Genomic DNA, 19,184 nt, shown 5'->3' on the forward strand with positions numbered 1-19,184 from the left:
TATAGTTTAAAAGATGACAGGAATCATGTTTTGTCAGTAATATTAAGATAAATTTCAGCCAAAATGTCAGTTTTTGTCTGTGCCAAAACATTTTTATGCCGTGGCACACGGTTTGTTTATAATACAGCGTAACGCAAAAGTTACAGAAATAACTTAATTAGATAATAATAAAAAAACAGATAAAATTATGGGAAAGATTATTGGTATTGACTTAGGTACAACAAACTCATGTGTAGCAGTGTTCGAAGGTAACGAACCAGTTGTAATCGCTAACAGCGAAGGTAAGCGTACTACTCCATCAGTAGTAGGTTTCGTTGACGGCGGCGAACGTAAAATCGGTGACCCTGCAAAACGTCAGGCTATCACAAACCCAACTCGTACAGTTTACTCAATCAAACGTTTCATGGGTGAAACTTACGAACAGGTAGCAAAAGAAATAGAACGTGTTCCATATAAAGTAGTTCGTGGCGAAAACAATACTCCACGTGTTGACATCGACGGACGTCTTTACACTCCACAGGAAATCTCAGCTATGATTCTTCAGAAAATGAAGAAAACTGCTGAAGACTATCTTGGACAGGAAGTTACAGAAGCTGTTATCACAGTTCCGGCATACTTCTCAGACTCACAGCGTCAGGCTACAAAAGAAGCTGGTCAGATTGCAGGTCTTGAAGTAAAACGTATTGTAAACGAACCGACAGCAGCAGCACTTGCATACGGTGTTGACAAATCAAACAAGGATATGAAGGTTGCAGTGTTCGACCTTGGTGGTGGTACATTCGATATCTCAATCCTTGAATTCGGTGGCGGTGTGTTCGAAGTACTTTCTACAAACGGTGATACTCACCTTGGAGGTGATGACTTCGACCAGGTAATCATCGACTGGTTGGTTCAGGAATTCAAGAACGACGAAGGTGCTGACTTGACTCAGGACCCAATGGCAATGCAGCGTTTGAAAGAAGCAGCAGAAAAGGCAAAAATAGAATTGTCTTCTTCTACTTCTACAGAAATCAACTTGCCTTACATCATGCCTGTAGCTGGTGTTCCAAAGCACTTGGTTAAGACATTGAGCCGTGCTAAATTCGAACAGTTGGCACACAACTTGATCCAGGCTTGTCTTGAACCATGTAAGAAAGCTATGAGCGATGCAGGTTTGAGCAACTCAGATATCGACGAAGTAATCCTTGTAGGTGGTTCTTCACGTATCCCTGCAGTTCAGAAACTTGTAGAAGACTTCTTCGGTAAAGTTCCTTCTAAGGGTGTTAACCCAGACGAAGTAGTTGCAGTAGGTGCAGCAGTTCAGGGTGCCGTATTGACAGACGAAATCAAGGGTGTTGTTCTTCTTGACGTAACTCCATTGTCAATGGGTATCGAAACAATGGGTGGTGTGATGACAAAACTTATCGACGCCAACACTACTATCCCTTGCAAGAAGAGTGAAGTGTTCTCTACAGCAGCCGACAACCAGACAGAAGTAACAATCCACGTACTTCAGGGTGAACGTCCTATGGCAGCACAGAACAAATCAATCGGTCAGTTCAACCTGACAGGTATCGCTCCAGCTCGTCGTGGTGTTCCTCAGATTGAAGTAACATTCGATATCGATGCCAACGGTATCTTGAAAGTATCTGCTAAGGATAAGGCTACAGGTAAGGAACAGGCTATCCGTATCGAAGCTTCATCAGGTTTGAGCAAGGAAGAAATCGAACGTATGAAGGCTGAAGCTGAAGCAAACGCAGAAGCTGATAAGAAAGAAAAGGAACGTATCGACAAATTGAACCAGGCTGACAGCTTGATCTTCTCTACAGAAAATCAGTTGAAAGACCTTGGCGATAAGATCCCTGCAGACAAGAAAGCTCCTATCGAAGCTTCTCTTCAGAAACTGAAAGACGCTCACAAGGCTCAGGATTTGGCTGGTATCGACGCTGCAAGTGCAGAACTCCAGTCAGCTTTCCAGGCAGCAAGCGCTGAAATGTATGCTCAGTCAGGCGCACAGGGCGGTGCTCAGGCAGGTCCTAACGCAGGTCAGGCAAACAATGGTGGTGCTAATGACAAGCATGGCGACAATGTTCAAGATGCTGATTTTGAGGAAGTCAAGTAAGTAACGATAAATAAACAATAAACATCCATAAGAAAAGGTGTGGAAATCAGACGATTCCACACCTTTTTTTGTTTTTATATTTGGTGTTTTTCTATCTATGTTTATTGTTTTTTATGGAATAAATGTACCATATTTGTACCGTAACTTAATGGTAGATAATGTGACACTTAAAAAATCTATAGTCTGAAAATCAAGGATATACACAAGTGGTTTTTCCTTTATCAATATTGAAAAAGAATATTGGGATACATTTTTGATTCATTGTTCCTAAAATATATGTAATTCACTTATTAGTACCATATTTGTACCGCAACAAATTAGTAGATAATGTGCAACAAATGAATATATAAATACTTAAATAACAGTAAGTTATAAGTTTTCATATTTTCTCATCAAAGAATTGCTGAAATAAAATCAGATTGTTCTCTAATTCTAATCAAATATTACTTATTTTCTAGCTTAATAGCTTCATATATGCATCTGATAAGTCTTTGTTGTTTATCGATTTTTATCTGTAATTATTTATGTTTAATTAGCTATCGCGTGTCTTTACATTTTACGCTGCGGATTGAGTATTTTAACTGGTGAATTTGTGATTGCTTTTCTGTGCATTTTCGCAGTCAGCTATGAAGGAGATAAAATATCTGACAGAATTGCGACTAGATTCTTGATTTGAGACTCGAAGCTTTTGGTACGGTGCAGATCCAAGACCAAAGTGGTGTGGCAAGACAGCAACTGCTGAATCTCGGGCTGCAAGTGTTATAAAGTTGAGACGGAAGATTTATCTAGTACTGAAAGGACAAAGCCATCGCTATTGCTTAAAGGCACTACCTCAGTCTAATTTACGTCTTCAGATTTTAGGATAAAGCATTTTTTACTATCTGTTTTTCACGGATATAGTCTACCATTTCCTTTGTTGCCTTTCCTGCTCTTGCTATGTCTATAATAGTAATACAATTTTTTTGAGGAGCATCCGGAATGCACGTCATGACTTCCTCCCATGCTGAGTCATGTAGCATGTCGGAAGTTATGTCCTTATATTGGGCAATAGCGTCATCTAGACAACGCCTGTTTGAGCCTGAAATGTAGTCCATATTAGGTGTGGCAGAAGTATAAACCTTCTTGTCATGCACTTTTATGTTGATAAGAAATTCATCAAAATTACCCTCCAGCTGCATTCTCTCTGCTATTTGTAGTGCCTTGTAAATGTAGGTAGGAACAGGGCCATGCTTCAATGCCTTAAAAGAGTCTTCTATAAGCACTTTCCCATATTTGAGAAGATGATCCTGCTGAGCAAAATAAAGTATTTTAAATAACTTTATAAACTCTACTCCATGAGGGAAACTTTGCATGATATATAGTAATACCGCTCTCATTTTAGCTATTTGTATCTTTTCTTTCATCTTAATCAAATCTATAATTGGCAAAATGTAACTAATATTTCTGTTTAGATGATAATTCATTGGAATAGACTGCCAACCTTTTATTATTTCTTCTCTTTTTTCCTTCCAAATTAAATGTTTTGTTATGCAGATATTTGAGCAGGGCGCAACCATACTAGCCGACAATCAGGAGATATAGAATGCTTTTATAACATATTCATTATAATCACTTTCTGTTTCAACTGCTCAAAGTCTTTCCTGTTTCATTACTGGTATCTTTATTAGATTGGACTTTTCCTATGATTTAATTCATTCATTTATCAGAGAAGAATATAATGCTTTCGGCAATTCATAAACCGCCATAAACGCAAGAATGATGTCCTTAGTTTTTACATAAGCGATACTTTCCAAACTGATAAGTCCTTTTATTAGTGGGTGGTCTCAGTTACAGATAGGCAATACACTTTAGAATCTGGATATTCTTGTCTTTTCTCCATCCATTGTTCCTGTATATATGGTTTACTCTGATAACTATCAGAGTATTTCTTGTTATTTTTAGCAAACTTTGTACTCGTTATCGTATATTCTCTGTTCAAAGACAAAGTCATGTATCAGTAGCTCATGAGCCCGGATATTGGCGAATATTTTCTGTGGTTTTCGGAAAGCCCGTAATGATTTTGACATGATTCCATTAGGTCTCGTATCTGTCAGTCGGCATGAAAAAAGAGCCACTTTTTTTTCATAGTCGTCCAAAAAGTTGTTTACGCTATAGAATTTTTCAATGGAGATTTCTAGTTGTTTTTTTGCGTATGCCAGTTTTCCTTCCTTTTCTTCCCCTGTTTTGGGAGAAGTGAAAGGCATGATGTATTGTTTTTCGCTTTCAGTCAACTCATTGAATATGATGAAATCATATCCGGCTATCGGATTGATGATAAAGTCACATTTACGTCCCATACCGGCATCTGTATCGCGAAAGATGTTTATATAGTGTTCGAAATCTATGATTTCTACATCTGTTTCCGAATTGTTGTTAATGACGGATACGCCATTACCTGTATATTGTACAATTTGCAGTTGTCCGTCTCGTATTTCGAATTTGCCTTTAGGCCGTTGTTCTCTTCGGACTTGCATGGTGTCTTCTTTCCATTCCTGTCCGAAATGTGCGGGATAGTCCTTTTTGAGGAAGTCAATCAGTGCGCTGTCCATACATTATTCCTCCATGCTTTCGTATTCGTCAAAGATTCTTTCCATCGTGTCGGACATGTCGTAGGTATTGATTACATACTCTTCCGTTTCGTTATCCGTTGCCATCAGAGATGTCAGAGTGCCTTCATGTACACGATATACGGCAATATTATCCTTTTCCAGGAATGGATAGTTTTCCCTTGCCTTTTCAAAGTATCCGGCACGAAGCAGTACGTTCAGATGGTTTACGATATAAGGGCTGTGTGTGGCTATCATCAGCCCCAGCTTGCGGTCTTCATTGTTTTTGTGGAACGCTTCATCAATAAGATTGCTTATGAGGGCCCTCTGTGCCTCTGGATCAAGACTCAGTTCAGCTTCTTCTATATGGATATGCACATACTTCTCCAAATCGCTTTGGTTGATTTGGGGAGTGAATTTTTCAAGTCTGTCTTGTTTGTACAGATAGTCCAGCACAGAGCGCTTGAAAGCATCCTTGAATGAGAATTCTTTTGCAAAATAGCGAACAATGGTGACCAATGGAGCAGATGTCTGAATACCGGAAGAAGCATATCTCAGTTCCATAGGTTTGGTGCCTTCCTGTAATGACTCTATCATAAACTGTTTAGGCTTATTGCCGGACTTCTGGACTTTCATCTTCAGATTCAGATAGTCCAGTTGCTGTTCTTTGATGACATCTGTCGCGTTGTTGAAGTCGTTGAATGTCTCGTGAAAGAAGAAGCCGAGGCTTGCCCCTTTAAGCGTAGCCACTTTGGATGCCCATGTAGGAATTACGCTTCGTGTTTCTGATATATACGATTCCTTGAAGAATACCAGGTCGTTGTTTGGAATGTTGATGTCCGACTGCAAAGTCTTGTTGGTATAGGACAGGGTATATTGATTCCCGTTTATTTCTACGGTATAATATATCTCGGTTTCTACCGTTATCATGCTTTCCAGGCCGTCCTGAAGCAGAGAGTTGAAACGTAGTTTGAATGGCGAACGGGTAATCTTCGCATTTTTCAGATACGACCGGATGTTTATCATTTTATAGATATATCTCATAAGTACAATAATTTTCATGATTGTACTCTTACCACTGGCAGACTTACCGATAAATACGGTCAGTGGCTTGATATCTCTTATTTCCACTTCTTTAAGCGGGCCTAAGTTCTTTATGATTATAGATTCTTTCATGATTTTGAAGTTGCTTTCTAATAGGCAAAGATACGGATAATTAATGGATTACGGGTGTGTGAAGGCTGATTTTTCAATATTTATTTTGTTCGCTTCTATCTAAAACTTTTTTATTGTTTATTTGACCACATGTGTCGACGTACATTTGTACAGTTAATTGCTTGTTTTCTTGTCCGTTTTAAGGTTAAAGCTATCTTTGTAACCAAAATACATTGATTATGTGTAAATTCTCTGAATATACTAAACAGAAGCTTGGTAATACGATTGTGTATATAGCGCGTAAAAAATCTAATCTCAGCAAGACACAACTACTGATACTTTTGTATTTGATGGAGGAACGTATGGCACTGAAATATCATATCCCGTTCATAGGCATACCGTTTGAAGTATGGCAGATCGGTCCTGTAGCAAAGGATGTGTTCGTCGATCTTTCTGACAGTCCGTATCTTCTGAAAAATTTCGTAAAAACTGATTTTAAGGATGGAGGTACTTTCATTGAAGCAATAGCCGATTTTGATGACAATGAATTCTCAGAATGTGAAATCGAGATGATGGACGAGATATTGGCAAAATATGGAAATATGACTGCATCTGATTTGGTTTCGGAAACCCATAAGGAAGGTACTCTTTGGTATCGGACAGCAGTACGTACTGGATTATTGGAGGCATTCAATAAATATGAATGCAACAATTCCGACCAGCAAATTGACTTTACAGAAGAAATGACTGATTGTGCAGCAGAGGATTATCGTGAGAGTTTGAATATACGACAGACGGCTAATCTCTTAAATACTGAATCTCATATTTGAGGAAAGTGATTTGTTGTTTTTTCGTCCTTTTTTGTTCAGAAAGCAAGATTGCGTTCTTCAAAGTATGTAAAGCTATTTAGATATAATTTTTTAATAATGATTACTGCAGATTAATCCCAGTGGAATACCATTTGTGAACTTAAGAAATTCTTTGTATATGCCCGATTTTTTCACTTTTTATGACGATATTTATTGCTTCATCATTTTACCTGTGTTCATATTTAACAATAGTTCGTTAAAAATTAGCCTAGCCTAAGCGGCTCTGGCAGTAAATAAAATGAGTTCTTTGAAAAGTTTGTCAATTAATTGCGTGTTTGGTTCAATCCCAGACACGCAAATAAATCGTTCAAGCATGTAAGCATTGTGTATGACTGACTTGCATGATGATATGGAATATTTTATTCCCATCTTCTTACATGCAGCCTTGGCGAGGTTTATCGCTGCAAGTGATGCATTAAAGTGGAATGCCAGTTTCCTGAAGTCTGTAGACTGACAGTTTGTTATTCCTGCATGTTGCTTGGCATCCCGAAAGCAGAATTCGAGTTGGAAACGTGTCCTGTAAAAGTCCAGTACATCCTGTGCGTTCTGTATTTCGTTTGTAGAGAAATACAGCTGCCATTTGTCCGTTCTTCCATCCATGGGATACCATACAGCTAGGCTCACAAAGCGTTTGAGTGCTTTGGAGTATGCTTTCAGTCCGTAAAGTTTATCCTTGTTTACTTTGTATTCGGTACATCTTGTAATGTCCAGATATTCAAAGTCAATCTTTCCGTCATACAATTTTGGACGTCCGCGTTTTCCTGTCCCATTTTCTAAGGTGGGATAAAACAACGCTGCATCATTTCTGAAACGGCTTATAACGTGGAATCCGTTCTCGCATAATGGTTTGATGAAAGTTGCCTTTGAAAAGAACGCATCACATACGACAGTGTCGGAAATCCGTTTCAGATGTTCCTGTATGCTGATAAGGTAAGAACTGTACCAGTCTACAAGATTCTTCCCGCGGCTTTCCAGCATTGTGTTGTCAGGTGTCTGTACAGAGGCCAAAGTCATACATTCATGGTTGTCAACGTCTATAACTCCAATACCGGTTATCTCCAGTCCGCGTTTGTATTCGCCGGCATAACCGGACCAGAAATAGCCAATCCACGGTGTTTTGCTGCCGGATTTTGGAATGAAAGACGGATCAATGGCTATTGCCTTGCGACAGCCTTTAAGGTGTTCTCTGATGATGGCTTCATTGAAGGAAAACCAGTCAAAGTCATCATTCTCAAAATTGTTGCGGTATGTCTGTTCCGAGAAACATCCATATCGTCCCATTTGCAGGAAATTGATGCGGTCAGGTATAGCCATGAATAATTTCATTGCATCCATGAATACTTTCTGAAAAGATTTGCTTATATTTACAGCTGATTCGAGAGCGTTTCTGCACTCGGATTGGTATTGCATAAGGAGTGATTCTTTAGTCATAATTAAAAGTGGTGAAGTACTTCTAATTTACTAAAAATCAGTGAATTATGCAATACTTTTCCTCTTTGTCTTCAGCTGTTTAGCATATATTTTCATCCCTTTTCTTACTCCTTAACGATTCATTCTTGACAGTATTTCAATGATCTCTTTAATGTAATTTTGAACTGGCTAACACCGATTCTATTGTTTTATTTTTATTTATCGGTAAAAATTTACCGAAGTATTGATTTAATGAATACGTCCGGACAAATGAACTGCATGGCCATAAACTTATAAAAATAATTTTCTATAAAAATATTTTTTTATTAATTAGATATTTATCTTTGCGGATAAATCTGAAAAACTATGTGTAGATCAGATAAGATTGGTCTATTGGCAGAATATGGTGACTTCTTCGGAAGAGAAAAGGAAATCCGCAAGGTAAACAGACAGCTTGATAGTAGCCATTCTTTTTACTGTCTGTACCTCGCCGCATTAGCAAGTCTTCATAGGCGAAATTTCTGATAGAAGAGAAAAAGAATCAGAGGTGGAAATGTGTTTATATCGACCTGGAGGAAACAATCACAGAAGATGGTTTTCTTAACCTTGTAATTGAAGCCTTCTGTAAAAATGGTATTTGGAAACAGGTAGCTAAAGGAATGTCCAAAGGGTTGACTTCAGTACTGGAAAGAATAGAGAAGATTTCTCTCGGTCCTGTTCAATTTGATTTTTTGGAAAAAGAAGACCTGGAAAATTTCTTGAAGGAGCTAATTAGGCACGATGAAAACACATTTATTGTCGTTGATGAATAGACTCTTTTCCTAACGATTCTCAGCATGGGGAAAACAGAATTGAAAAAGTGGACTTTATCCTCAACTGGCTTAAAAGCCTGCTACGGGTTAGCAAGACTAAAGTCCGTTGGCTGTACTGCGGTTTTGTAGGTCTGAAAATATTGAAATGAGCGATTAGTTTGTTGAGTATTCGCTGAACAAGTTGTATTGGAACATCCCTTATTCTATTTCTCAAAATAGGTAGAAGACTATGAGGACAAGATGACTTGGGAAGATATAGACATAGCTTATCGTAAATTATATTCAGAGAATTATTTGAGTACCTGGTCTGAGAGACTAGTCGAATATGGTGAATACGAGCTTCCTGCCCGGTAGATTCTAAAGCTACTTGCCACTCTACGAAAAGGTATGCTCAACAATTTGATGACTGGTCAGGATGCCTCAAAGATTGAGGCTGTTGATTATACTTTAAGCAAGGGTCTTGAATACATTATGAAGAAAGACGCTTTGCGTATGTTCTGCTCACCGCTTTTGAGGGATTATTGATTTGACAGATTTGTTTAATGATTAAATAGATGAATACAAGTACCAGCATATTGCATCAGCCTCCTTTATCTATTGGCAATGGGATAAAGGAAGAGACTGTTGTCATAAACAATGATATTTTTACGTCCATCTTCAGCTATTTGTTAAAGGAGGACAGGGATAAGATCGCACAGCCCAATTTGATTATTGGTGAAAAAGGGAGTGGAAAGACCTCATTACTCAAAAGGATGTATTTCAGTATAGAGAACAGTACCAAATGGCTTAAGCCGGTTTTTATAGATGGAAAAAGCCTTTTCTCAACTGATGATATATGGAAGTTTTGTTCACAGCAGGATGATTCTTGCAGGACTGTCTTGTTGATTGACAATGTCCAGTACTATTTCGAGAGGATTGATAATACTGAGCAGTATAATTTGAGGGGAAAGCTCAATAAAGCCGGTGCACCTATTCTGATAGCGACAGCCGACAAGGTGCTGCCAGCATTCACCTGTTATGAGTCTGCTTTCTTCGAAGGATTTAAGATCTCTTATATACGGCCTCTTGTCGTCACTGATTATAGTATATTCGTAGGGTATGAGGCGGATATGACACGTTTGGAAAACCTGATGTCTTACTTGCCTAAGACACCCCGTTCTGTGCAGATTGCCGCAAAGATTATTGAAGATTCTGCAAGTCCCGAAATGGATATAATGCTTCTTTTAGACTATTTCTCTTTCTATTATCAGGCAAAGTATGATAGCTATGTAGTGCAGATTCAAAGAATTTTATCGGCTATTGCAAGGCCTGAAAATGGAGTCAGTCTGCAGGAGATCCGTCAGATGACAGGTCAAGATAACGGGAAGATATCCCCATATCTCAAACTGATGGCTGACCGGAAAATTATAGATAGAACATCTCAAACCCAACGGGGAGGTATATATACCATTACAGACCCGCTGTTTAAATTATGGTTGCAAACTAATGTATAATTCTTTTTAGATAATAAGAATAAAATTTGTATATATTTGGCTATCAATACTTTTCAACTAAACGATAGAAAAGTGATAAGGGAAAATTCAAGGATTATTGAAAGGATTAAAATTTAATGTTTTTAACATTAAAAACAATAAAAAGTATGACAGTGCGTAGATTATAATCTATCATGATCACTTACAAGTAAAAACTTTAAATGTTATGTGTATTGGACGTTTCCTTTGGTCACAAGAACAATTTATAAATTTTGTATTTCATTATTATAATCATCCTTGGTATGTTGCTTCAAAACGGTAAGTTCTCATCGCTCTCCGTTTTGTCAGGTTCAATATCCGTGTTCTCTGCCATGGTTTCTATTGCTGTATGTTCTATCTCTTTCAACACGTTGTTTATTTGCGTCTGTTCTTCCTTAGAGATGCTTTCATCATAATCACGGTCAAGTGCTTCACCAGCCAAGAGTGCCTTGATCATCTCGATATACGAGAATTGCGCCTCTGCGGTGCCCTTGAACATGGTCACCGACACATCGCCATTTTCGTTCTTCTTGAATACCAGTTTCATATCGCTTAATTGAATTTTTTCAGGTTATACTTCTTTACTCTTTTCTTGATCGATGCCTTGCCACCGTCGGTCTGATCTGCTATCAGGTCCAGCACCTTCTCTTTTCCAATCTGACCTTCCAGCGATGCTGAACGGATTGTAATTTTCTTTCCGTCGTTCTTGCATAGCACAATAGTCTGAGCATCAGCCATCATCGGAATGGTGGCGTTGTGGCTCACCAGTATCACTTGCTTCCTGTACTTCACCTTTTTGATGGTCTGCACCAGCGCCTCGTTGATATACTTCACAGCCAGGTTGTCTTCCGGCTGATCAATGATGATAGGTGAATTGCCGCCATCATAGCCAAGTATCAAGTCCAGCAGGATAGCCGACTTCCAGCCAGGACTCATCTCGTAAAAATTCCTGCCATCCGAAGACACGATTTTATACGATGTATGGTCGTTTTTCCGAAGGTATTCATAGATAAAGTCACCTAATTCCCTATATGAGCTCACCTTCGGACGCTGTTTGAATTTTGTCTGGTACATATTCTTCGGCACCACATCGTCCATATTCCTGAAGTGGTGGTTCAGATACTTGTTCAGCACCTCCATCAACACTCCTTCGTTAAATTTGAACGTGTTTTCTATGTACAGTGTGTGCCCAGTAGCCTTCACTTCCTTAGTGGTAAACGACCTGTTCATCTCGGTCAGTTTCACTTTCTGTTCAGCAAAACTGCGGCTGTATTTCACGTAGTCACGAAGGTGCTGTATCAGTTTCCTGCGGTTTTGTAAGTTGCTCTGGTTCTGACCCTGCCTTGTTTGCAGTTCTTCGTCCTTCTCATCCTTACGCGTCGCTATCAGTGCGGCCACATTTTCAAATAGCACAGCACCCCTTCTAGCTTTAGCGAGCTCCTTCAGTATAACCTCTACCTCCTTGCTGATATTGTTTGTAAACGGATTTTCGTTTACAAACTTTTCCAGATCCACCATATTTTCAACGTTGGCATTGTACTCTTCCTCCGGATAGGCGCATTTCTCCTCTTCATCATTCTTTGGCATCAGCGGCTGGAAAATGTTTCCCTCCACTTTACCCTTCGTAATCAGTTTGCCGGGATGTGGAATATCCTTCAGCCAACGCTCTATCTTCTCAATGTTTTCCACGCAAAGTAGCATCTCATCCACTATGCGTTTCAGATCTGCCAGCGTTTTGCTGATTTGTCGCTTCACGTTGTCATCGCTCGGAAATGCTTTCTTCAGGATGGGAATCTCGTCTATCGAGGCCTCATCATTCCTGTTCACCAAATCTGCTATAAAGTTCTGATGAATGTAGTAGGGGTGAATTTCCGACGGGTTCTTTACGTCTATGTTCTCCACCTTGAACTTAGCATATTCCGAATGATGCAAATCCTGTTCAAAGAATTTGTTCACCGAGTCCACAAACAGCGTTTTGCCCGAGGACGAGCCACCTATCACCACATTAAGTCCTTCTGTCAGTTCTACGTCAATGTCTATTAGCTCGTTTGACAACTTCACCTTACCTATGTGGTCACATTGTATCTGCGGCTTCTCCTTTTGGTAGAACAGTCTCGAACTCTCCGAGAGTGACAACCTCACGCCGTCGTATGTCGGTTCAGCCATCATCCACGTAGGCACGAAAGGCGAAGCCTCGCTCGATTTCGGTTCCGGGTAGCGGCTAGGAATATAGTTGTCTGAGCAGGTCAGCAGGTTCACAAACTCCGCTATGCCCAATTTGGCAAAATACTCTCGTGTGGTTTCCAGTCCCTTGTCCTCACGCGCAGTAAAGCCGTCAAACTGGTTGTAGTAGATACTGCGGCTGATGGCGTTATCTACCTGTTCCCCCTCATGCAGTGAGTAGTTGAACTGTCCGTGCTTCTGACCCGCGTGTGGCAGTAGCATAAACTCAAATGGATCGAAGGCATTAATTACCTTCTGTATGTCGGGTATTGACTGGTCGGTTTTGCATGGCAGTTTGTTTGTATACAGTTTGTCCAAGATCTCGTTCAGCGCTTTAATGTTTTCCTCTGTCACATCCATGTTGAAATAAATATGGCAGTGGAACGCCTCTACGTCATCGTGGTTCTTGATGTGCAGTTCTGCACCCAACAGTAGGTTAACTCCGATAGCCTTGGCTGCTAGGTATGCTTTCTTGTTAATGGTGTTGTGGTCGGTAAAGCTTATTAGGAATGGTTCATCATTGTTGTACTCCTCAATCTTCTTCACCAGCGTCACAACATCATAGTCCGTCGAACGGTCGTTCGCATTGGGATAGGTGTGGATATGTAAGTCAATATACACTGGCTGCATGGTATTCGCCTCCTTTCTCTATTCGTTACAACCTTTAAATTCATCCTCAAAGTATGGAATTGCACCATACTTGCCTTCCAAATAATTCTTCTCGTAGTTGCTATCTGTCCTAGGCTTTGCCCCGTTGTCCAGCGTTATACTCATCATCGGTGTAAGTTTTGTAGAATAGCTCGTTTTTGCCGTCTTTTCTACGAAGACCACCTGATCCCGTCTCAGCAATTTCTTTGACAGCATGTTAGTATCATGAGTCGTAAAAATCAGCTGGGCTCCGTGAGGGTTCGTTTCTGCATAGTTAAAGAGTTTTACAATACGTCGCGACAACAGCGGGTGCAACTGTGCATCCAGTTCATCCACAAACAGCGATTTCCCTTGCCGTAAGGTGTCAACAATAGGCCCGGCAAGATTAAACAGTTTCCTCGTACCATCCGACTCCCTTTCTTCTATGTCAAAATCAACCATCCCAACAACCTCACCATCTGCGTTTATTTTGCTATGCTTGGCATAGGCAACAATGGGTGGATGCTCTTTTAGGGATGCCACAATTTCTGCGGGCAGACCTTTGGGCAGCATCTTTTCGTCAATATACTCTTGTTCGGTGGTCACTTCACGGAACCCCACATCCATACTGCTGATAAAGTCCAAAATTTCATCTTTATAATCAGTCCTGGTATGAAGTATCTCCTTAGTATAGCGCGAAAAGTCATTATCTCGCAAACCGGAAATCACGCTAGGCTTTGTTCTGAACCATTCTATCACTCGTTTCGATATCTCGCCTCCCAATTGTGCGGCTAACGAAATGAACAACCTGTTATTGTTCAGTGGAATGGTGCCTTCTTTTATTGACAAACCTTCCGAGTAGTTCTGCTCATCAATCTCAATTGTATTTTGGGTGCGTCTTAATAGTGTCTTAAGTGATCGCTTGGGGAATTTTGCTACCAGCCATTCTTCTTCTATCCGTTTCGCAGTGTAGCTGAAACCGTATGTAAACTTGTCGGTGCCATCCACAAATGACATTTCAAACCGTGTTGGTCTCGCCTCCTTATCCGAAAGGAGAAAAGCATCATACGGTAACGTTTCGTTATCGTTCAGCCTCACTGAATGAATAATGATACCCCTCATCATTCCAACAGCCTTGAACACATTTGATTTACCGCAAGAGTTGGCTCCATAGAAAGCCTTGGCGTTAAGAACGCGAGTGTTTGCAACAGTGGTATATCCCCTGTTGTCCATGTCCTTAATGCCTGTATCAGCCATGAACGACAATCTGATTTCTCCGTCTATCGAACGGTAATTCTCTACGATAAAGTTTGTTATCATAACTTCATTTTGTGGTTTTTACTCAAATTCGGCTTGTAAATATATGCATTTTAGTTTGTACGCACAAAAAAATTTGCATTTTCTTCAAAAAGAAGACAAATTGTCAGAAAATAACACACCAACCTGACAGTAGCAGTTTTGGCTGACAGTATGACATAATTATGCGGATTTGGCGTAATATCAACGATTTATCTACTTATTTTCGATAAAATTGTTGTAATTTATGAGGTTTTTACTCAAATTTTAAGATTTGGCATTCTTGTTGCTTATAATCAGGATGTGGACTCGTTCCTGAGCATCGAAACCACTCCAAGGTGTAAAGCTCTGCTGTACTGTTCAGATTACAGGATATAAACCATAATTGCTCTATGACATACGTCAAAAACGCAAGTGGTACTTCCAGATGGTCAAGCCCCTCAACGGGTGAATCATCGTGGTTGGAGTATTGGGAAAAACATACGGGTAAAAAGGCTATCCGTTGTGGTGCTACCGATTGCCATTCCACAAGCACACTCGTTGGCGGGCACGTCCAGAAGGTTTTCGGGGGTAATGAAATCTACATCACCCCTCTGTGCAAAGGCTGCAACAATCGCACAGACAACTTCTGGGTTGACACCGAACTGGTTAGAGTACCAAACGGATTGTAAACCGTTGCATGGTATGCAACGCCTCAAGTGCTCCGTAGCGGAATCGGAAGGCCACCGCATTGTTTTTCACAATTTAAACCTTACTGTTATGAGGAAAGAGATACACATTGTTTCTAATCCAAACAGAGGAGGTTGGGATGCGAAAAGACCTAACGCAGACAGGGCTTCAAAGCATTTTGATACGAAAAAAGAAGCAATGGAGTGGAGTCGCGATCTGGCAAAGAGGGAAGGACTAGAACTTATTCCTCATGGAGCAGATGGTAAGATTCAAAATCCCAACAGCTATGGAAATGACCCATGTCCTCCCAAGGACTCCAGGCATTAAGCATCGCTTTTCATGGAGGTAGCAGGCCGTTTCAAAGGCCTGCTATTTTTATTCTAGATAGGCACTGTCCGGAATTTTGTGTAAATTGAAACAGGATTCAGCTGCAAGTTTGTTTTTATATCTGGATTCTGTTCTCAAATTGGTTCATAATCAAACTCTAGTTATGAATAGACTGTATCCATTTCTTCTCAATTTCCAGTACTATAGTTTCTAATCAATATTACTCATTCTCTTGCTTAATTGCTTCATATATGCATCTTATAAGTCTTTTTAACTTATTGATTTTTGTATGTAATTATTTAATGTTCATTTAGTTATTGTGTATCTCTACATTTTACGCAGTGGATTGAGTATTTTTACAATACAATGTATCATTCATAATTAATATCAGTTCATGAGTTTTGAACAGTAACGACATCGTGAACGTATAAAAGCAAGAATTTTATCTTGTTCTATGAAAGTATCATCAACAATCTTCCTTCGTTATATAGGAAATTAGTTTGGACTGCCTGATATTTCCTTTAGCAAAAAAACATAAGAACAAAAAAGCCATAAGAACGATGTTGTATCTCTTCATTTATACATTAATAATATGCTTGCATATCTGCATGTCTAATAAATGAGACAAGATCTTGTTTTCACTTTTCGAGCAACTTAAAAACAGTTTAGTTTGGTTTATTTCCTTTATTTATAGATACTAAATTAAACTGATTAATATATAGGGCCGCACATGGAGTTATTTTTTACTACAAAGACTTGCCCGATCGGTAATGTATAAGAGTAAAATATTATTTTTCCGTATGATGGTAAATCCATTATTTGCCAAATAAGATTGTTGCGAGTATTAGCCAGCCCCTGCGTAATTTGATGACGATAAGCCTTGCTGCAGAAACATCCACAACAGTTTGACGGTGTTGTACTTTTGCGACATCAGTCCCCCAAGCCTCTCAACGATGCTCAAAACTGGGTCGTTTATTTTTATCCATCTATGAGCATTCAATTTGACACTAATGTAGTGAGAATAATTCCTATTATCAATGGGATGGCAAGCTGGTTTATGCACAACACATCAAATATCTCAATGGAGATAACTGATAGCAGCAGGATCGTTATAACCTGTATTATCAGTACAAAGAATACAATCTTTATACTCCACTTAACACCTAAAAATCAATTATTTACAGTTCTATATTCCTCAATTTTGTATATATGGATATTTACGGTATAAAATTACCATATTTGTACCATGATATTTGTAACATTCTGATAATCAGCTAAAGTTGTTTTAGAGGAAGTCAAGTAAATTTAAAACTATATTATACAAAAGGCGTGCAGTCCAATGGATTGTACGCCTTTTACATTATTAAGTTACATAAATTCTTATTGATATTTATTGCCGTTTTCAACTTAAACCTGTTTTAATATACCTTTTATTTTAATATAAGCCATCATTTACTTATAATACTTTACTTATTGATATGGTCTTCATATCACATTCATTTCATTGCAGAATTTGGCCGAGTGTTGTATCAGTGAAAGTTCTCCAGATTTTCAAGTCTAAATGCTTATAATCATCAAAGATTTGTTTGATATACTCAATTTCAAATACAAGTCGAATATCATTCTTATCCTCATCTGCTTGACCTTCCTTAAAACAACCAAGACGAACTATTTTTATCAGATATAAATCTCTAATACCCTTTTTCTTTATGTATGGCACGAAATAATAGAGTTTATTCAGGGCTATTGTTGAAGGAAATCGTTTTCCAGTATAATAAATATTGGCAGAACAATCTATATAATGCTCCATATTATTTGCCTTTACAAGTGAAATGAGAACATTCTTCGACAGATCAAGTTCTATCTTTATAGGTCGTTTATTGTCATAAACAACAGTTTTCTCACGAAGCTCCAAATTCTCTACAATATTACTATCTGCATATTGTTCAAACAAATTCAATAAATTAAGTTGCTTAACTCTTGGCTTAGACTCTTTTATAACTTTTTTGACTTTAATTTTGGGATTTCCATTTTTAAGAGCATTAAATTCCTCTGCCAGTTTATCAATACTATAATACCCATTAGTATATTTCAACTTAAAGAAATTATTGAGTAATCCTACCCCCAATATCTCATCCATTGTATTGTGGATAAATGCATAAACATCTTTGATGTAGTTACGTTCATCATCAGAAAGTAATGATAAATCTACAACTTTTCCCTTATTTAAGTCATTGGGCTCAAATTTTACAAGTCCATTGCCGTATTGGCGAGAGTTGTCTAGAAAAATTTCTTTGGCAACGTCTGTAATTAAATATGAGAACAGAATATCATGATCAACAGTATTTTCCTTTGGATAGACACAATGGAAAGTAGTTAGATTATATACACCTGCCTCGTTGCGAATAAAGCGCAATCCACTCCTGTTAAAAACAGAGACCCAAATAGGTGAAGGAGGTCTATTCTCTATAGAATACCATGGCGATCTACTTGCAGTCAAATAACGTCTATTAATACCCAGACTTTCACCTAAACTTATGTACCTTACTACATTGTTGTTTTTTGGATTTGAACAACCGTTAAAAATATAAACCGTCTTATCATTATTTACTAAATTTTCAAAATCATCCTTTGTAAAAAATATATGTGGAGCATCGACTGATTTACATATACAAGGCATCAAACTGTTTTTGGGTATATTATAGTCATCTGATTTTGAAGGCTTAAATGTAAAGTACTCATTTGCACCGGTTGCAATACCTCTAGAGACCTTGGCGAAATTAGAAAATGGGACAAGATTTTGATATTTGTCCCCATTACATTCTTCATAGTATGCTTTCCATTTTTTATCAGCCTGAAGATAGTCTGCATCGTACTCCAAGTACGAAGAAAGACTGTTATTTAGCTCTTCTATCTTCGTTACTGTTGAAAAACGGACTTTACCCGAATCTGTTTTCTTTTCGCAAAGCAAAATACAAGCGGTTGTAAGAGCATCATCAAAAGCACACTCTGTAAAATCAACAACAATGATATGCTGTAATGAATTACTCTTTATCAATGCCCGTTTTACCTCTACCCCATAGTCTGAATTGAGAAATTCTGATGGTACAATATATGCCAAACGTCCATTCTCTTTTAATTGTGCTATTGATTTTAGGAGAAACAATGTATATAGATTTGTGAACCCATTGAGTTTTGTCCCCAAATGCTTGTTTACATCCAGTATATAAGAGGCATTATCATAGTCATGAAACTTTAAATATGGTGGATTACAAATTATTACATCATATATTGCGTCCCATTCACTTTTAAAATAATCCTCATTCCGTAAATTCACCTCTTTTGGCGTAACTCTTTTAGCATATTCAAATAATTTATTGTCAATTTCATATGCATCTACAGGTAAAGAAACTTTTCTAGATAGTACACGAGAAAATACGCCTAGTCCATATGCCGGTTCAAGTACTCTTGTCTTGATTTTTCCTTCAAGTACCCAATTGCACATAAACTCGGCAATATTCTCAGGAGTAAAAAACTGAGCATACTTTTTACGATGTTCAAGTGTAGTATTTGCAATATAATTCTGTTCAATAGTCATT

Annotated in this window: 15 protein-coding genes; 7 read left to right on the forward strand and 8 right to left on the reverse strand. The window is 38.5% G+C overall.

Going from position 1 to position 19,184, the window contains the following annotated elements; genetic code table 11:
* The first annotated feature begins 187 nt into the window (after window positions 1–187).
* A complete protein-coding gene (gene dnaK, locus H6A61_RS04805) occupies window positions 188–2,101 on the forward strand; it encodes a molecular chaperone DnaK (protein WP_204391528.1) in 1,914 nt (637 codons plus the stop codon).
* A gap of 857 nt (window positions 2,102–2,958) precedes the next feature.
* On the opposite strand, the gene H6A61_RS04810 is transcribed toward dnaK, so the two are convergent.
* The 3 genes from H6A61_RS04810 to H6A61_RS04820 form a co-directional block, all read right to left on the reverse strand.
* A complete protein-coding gene (locus H6A61_RS04810; RefSeq protein WP_117694957.1) occupies window positions 2,959–3,504 on the reverse strand; it encodes a Panacea domain-containing protein in 546 nt (181 codons plus the stop codon).
* 534 nt (window positions 3,505–4,038) lie between these two features.
* Window positions 4,039–4,689 carry a hypothetical protein gene (locus H6A61_RS04815; protein ID WP_117694942.1) on the reverse strand — a complete coding sequence of 217 codons (651 nt, stop codon included), beginning with the start codon at window positions 4,687–4,689 and terminating at the stop codon, window positions 4,039–4,041.
* Between the two features lie 3 nt (window positions 4,690–4,692).
* Window positions 4,693–5,862, reverse strand: coding sequence for an ATP-binding protein (locus tag H6A61_RS04820; protein WP_204391530.1), 1,170 nt, complete (start codon window positions 5,860–5,862; stop codon window positions 4,693–4,695).
* A gap of 218 nt (window positions 5,863–6,080) precedes the next feature.
* Between H6A61_RS04820 and H6A61_RS04825 the strand changes: the two genes are divergently transcribed.
* Window positions 6,081–6,671 (forward strand): Panacea domain-containing protein, encoded by a 591-nt coding sequence (locus tag H6A61_RS04825; RefSeq protein WP_154045024.1) that lies wholly within the window; start codon window positions 6,081–6,083, stop codon window positions 6,669–6,671.
* Between the two features lie 252 nt (window positions 6,672–6,923).
* Here H6A61_RS04825 and H6A61_RS04830 read toward each other — a convergent pair whose 3' ends face one another.
* Window positions 6,924–8,141: a transposase gene (locus H6A61_RS04830; protein ID WP_204391539.1), complete on the reverse strand. Its 1,218-nt coding sequence runs from the start codon at window positions 8,139–8,141 to the stop codon at window positions 6,924–6,926.
* A 345-nt stretch (window positions 8,142–8,486) separates the two neighbouring features.
* On the opposite strand from H6A61_RS04830, the gene H6A61_RS04835 reads away from it, so the two are divergent.
* From H6A61_RS04835 to H6A61_RS04845, 3 genes are all read left to right on the forward strand, one after another.
* Window positions 8,487–8,645: a hypothetical protein gene (locus H6A61_RS04835; RefSeq protein WP_204391542.1), complete on the forward strand. Its 159-nt coding sequence runs from the start codon at window positions 8,487–8,489 to the stop codon at window positions 8,643–8,645.
* Window positions 8,646–9,319: 674 nt separating this feature from the next.
* Window positions 9,320–9,457 carry a hypothetical protein gene (locus H6A61_RS04840; protein ID WP_204391544.1) on the forward strand — a complete coding sequence of 46 codons (138 nt, stop codon included), beginning with the start codon at window positions 9,320–9,322 and terminating at the stop codon, window positions 9,455–9,457.
* A gap of 29 nt (window positions 9,458–9,486) precedes the next feature.
* Complete coding sequence (locus H6A61_RS04845; RefSeq protein ID WP_154045025.1) at window positions 9,487–10,425, forward strand: hypothetical protein; 939 nt, start codon at window positions 9,487–9,489, stop codon at window positions 10,423–10,425.
* A 289-nt stretch (window positions 10,426–10,714) separates the two neighbouring features.
* Here the strand turns inward: H6A61_RS04845 and H6A61_RS04850 are convergent, their stop codons facing one another.
* From H6A61_RS04850 to H6A61_RS04860, 3 genes are read right to left on the reverse strand one after another with little or no spacing between them, the layout of a single operon-like run.
* Window positions 10,715–10,990, reverse strand: coding sequence for a hypothetical protein (locus H6A61_RS04850; RefSeq protein WP_204391546.1), 276 nt, complete (start codon window positions 10,988–10,990; stop codon window positions 10,715–10,717).
* Between the two features lie 5 nt (window positions 10,991–10,995).
* Entirely contained in the window at window positions 10,996–13,296 is a 2,301-nt protein-coding gene (locus H6A61_RS04855; protein ID WP_154045027.1) for a hypothetical protein, read from the reverse strand.
* Between the two features lie 18 nt (window positions 13,297–13,314).
* Window positions 13,315–14,613, reverse strand: coding sequence for an AAA family ATPase (locus H6A61_RS04860; RefSeq protein ID WP_154045028.1), 1,299 nt, complete (start codon window positions 14,611–14,613; stop codon window positions 13,315–13,317).
* Window positions 14,614–14,981: 368 nt separating this feature from the next.
* On the opposite strand from H6A61_RS04860, the gene H6A61_RS04865 reads away from it, so the two are divergent.
* The gene (locus tag H6A61_RS04865; RefSeq protein ID WP_204391548.1) at window positions 14,982–15,260 is read left to right on the forward strand and encodes a hypothetical protein; all 279 of its coding nucleotides are present in this window, start codon (window positions 14,982–14,984) and stop codon (window positions 15,258–15,260) included.
* A gap of 13 nt (window positions 15,261–15,273) precedes the next feature.
* On the forward strand, window positions 15,274–15,585 hold the full coding sequence (locus H6A61_RS04870; RefSeq protein ID WP_021970564.1) for a DUF2188 domain-containing protein: 312 nt from the start codon (window positions 15,274–15,276) through the stop codon (window positions 15,583–15,585).
* 1,501 nt (window positions 15,586–17,086) lie between these two features.
* Here the strand turns inward: H6A61_RS04870 and H6A61_RS04875 are convergent.
* Complete coding sequence (locus H6A61_RS04875) at window positions 17,087–19,183, reverse strand: Eco57I restriction-modification methylase domain-containing protein (RefSeq protein WP_204391557.1); 2,097 nt, start codon at window positions 19,181–19,183, stop codon at window positions 17,087–17,089.
* Between the last annotated feature and the right edge of the window lies 1 nt (window position 19,184).

The organism is Bacteroides caecigallinarum (assembly GCF_016901995.1).
GTDB lineage: Bacteria > Bacteroidota > Bacteroidia > Bacteroidales > Bacteroidaceae > Phocaeicola > Phocaeicola cellulolyticus.

Coding starts and splice junctions, on each gene's coding strand:
- dnaK (WP_204391528.1), top strand. CDS start 188: ATGGGAAAGATTATTGGTATTGACTTAGGTACAACAAACTCATGTGTA.
- H6A61_RS04810 (WP_117694957.1), bottom strand. CDS start 3,504: ATGAAAGAAAAGATACAAATAGCTAAAATGAGAGCGGTATTACTATAT.
- H6A61_RS04815 (WP_117694942.1), bottom strand. CDS start 4,689: ATGGACAGCGCACTGATTGACTTCCTCAAAAAGGACTATCCCGCACAT.
- H6A61_RS04820 (WP_204391530.1), bottom strand. CDS start 5,862: ATGAAAGAATCTATAATCATAAAGAACTTAGGCCCGCTTAAAGAAGTG.
- H6A61_RS04825 (WP_154045024.1), top strand. CDS start 6,081: ATGTGTAAATTCTCTGAATATACTAAACAGAAGCTTGGTAATACGATT.
- H6A61_RS04830 (WP_204391539.1), bottom strand. CDS start 8,141: ATGACTAAAGAATCACTCCTTATGCAATACCAATCCGAGTGCAGAAAC.
- H6A61_RS04835 (WP_204391542.1), top strand. CDS start 8,487: ATGTGTAGATCAGATAAGATTGGTCTATTGGCAGAATATGGTGACTTC.
- H6A61_RS04840 (WP_204391544.1), top strand. CDS start 9,320: ATGCTCAACAATTTGATGACTGGTCAGGATGCCTCAAAGATTGAGGCT.
- H6A61_RS04845 (WP_154045025.1), top strand. CDS start 9,487: ATGAATACAAGTACCAGCATATTGCATCAGCCTCCTTTATCTATTGGC.
- H6A61_RS04850 (WP_204391546.1), bottom strand. CDS start 10,990: ATGAAACTGGTATTCAAGAAGAACGAAAATGGCGATGTGTCGGTGACC.
- H6A61_RS04855 (WP_154045027.1), bottom strand. CDS start 13,296: ATGCAGCCAGTGTATATTGACTTACATATCCACACCTATCCCAATGCG.
- H6A61_RS04860 (WP_154045028.1), bottom strand. CDS start 14,613: ATGATAACAAACTTTATCGTAGAGAATTACCGTTCGATAGACGGAGAA.
- H6A61_RS04865 (WP_204391548.1), top strand. CDS start 14,982: ATGACATACGTCAAAAACGCAAGTGGTACTTCCAGATGGTCAAGCCCC.
- H6A61_RS04870 (WP_021970564.1), top strand. CDS start 15,274: ATGCAACGCCTCAAGTGCTCCGTAGCGGAATCGGAAGGCCACCGCATT.
- H6A61_RS04875 (WP_204391557.1), bottom strand. CDS start 19,183: ATGACTATTGAACAGAATTATATTGCAAATACTACACTTGAACATCGT.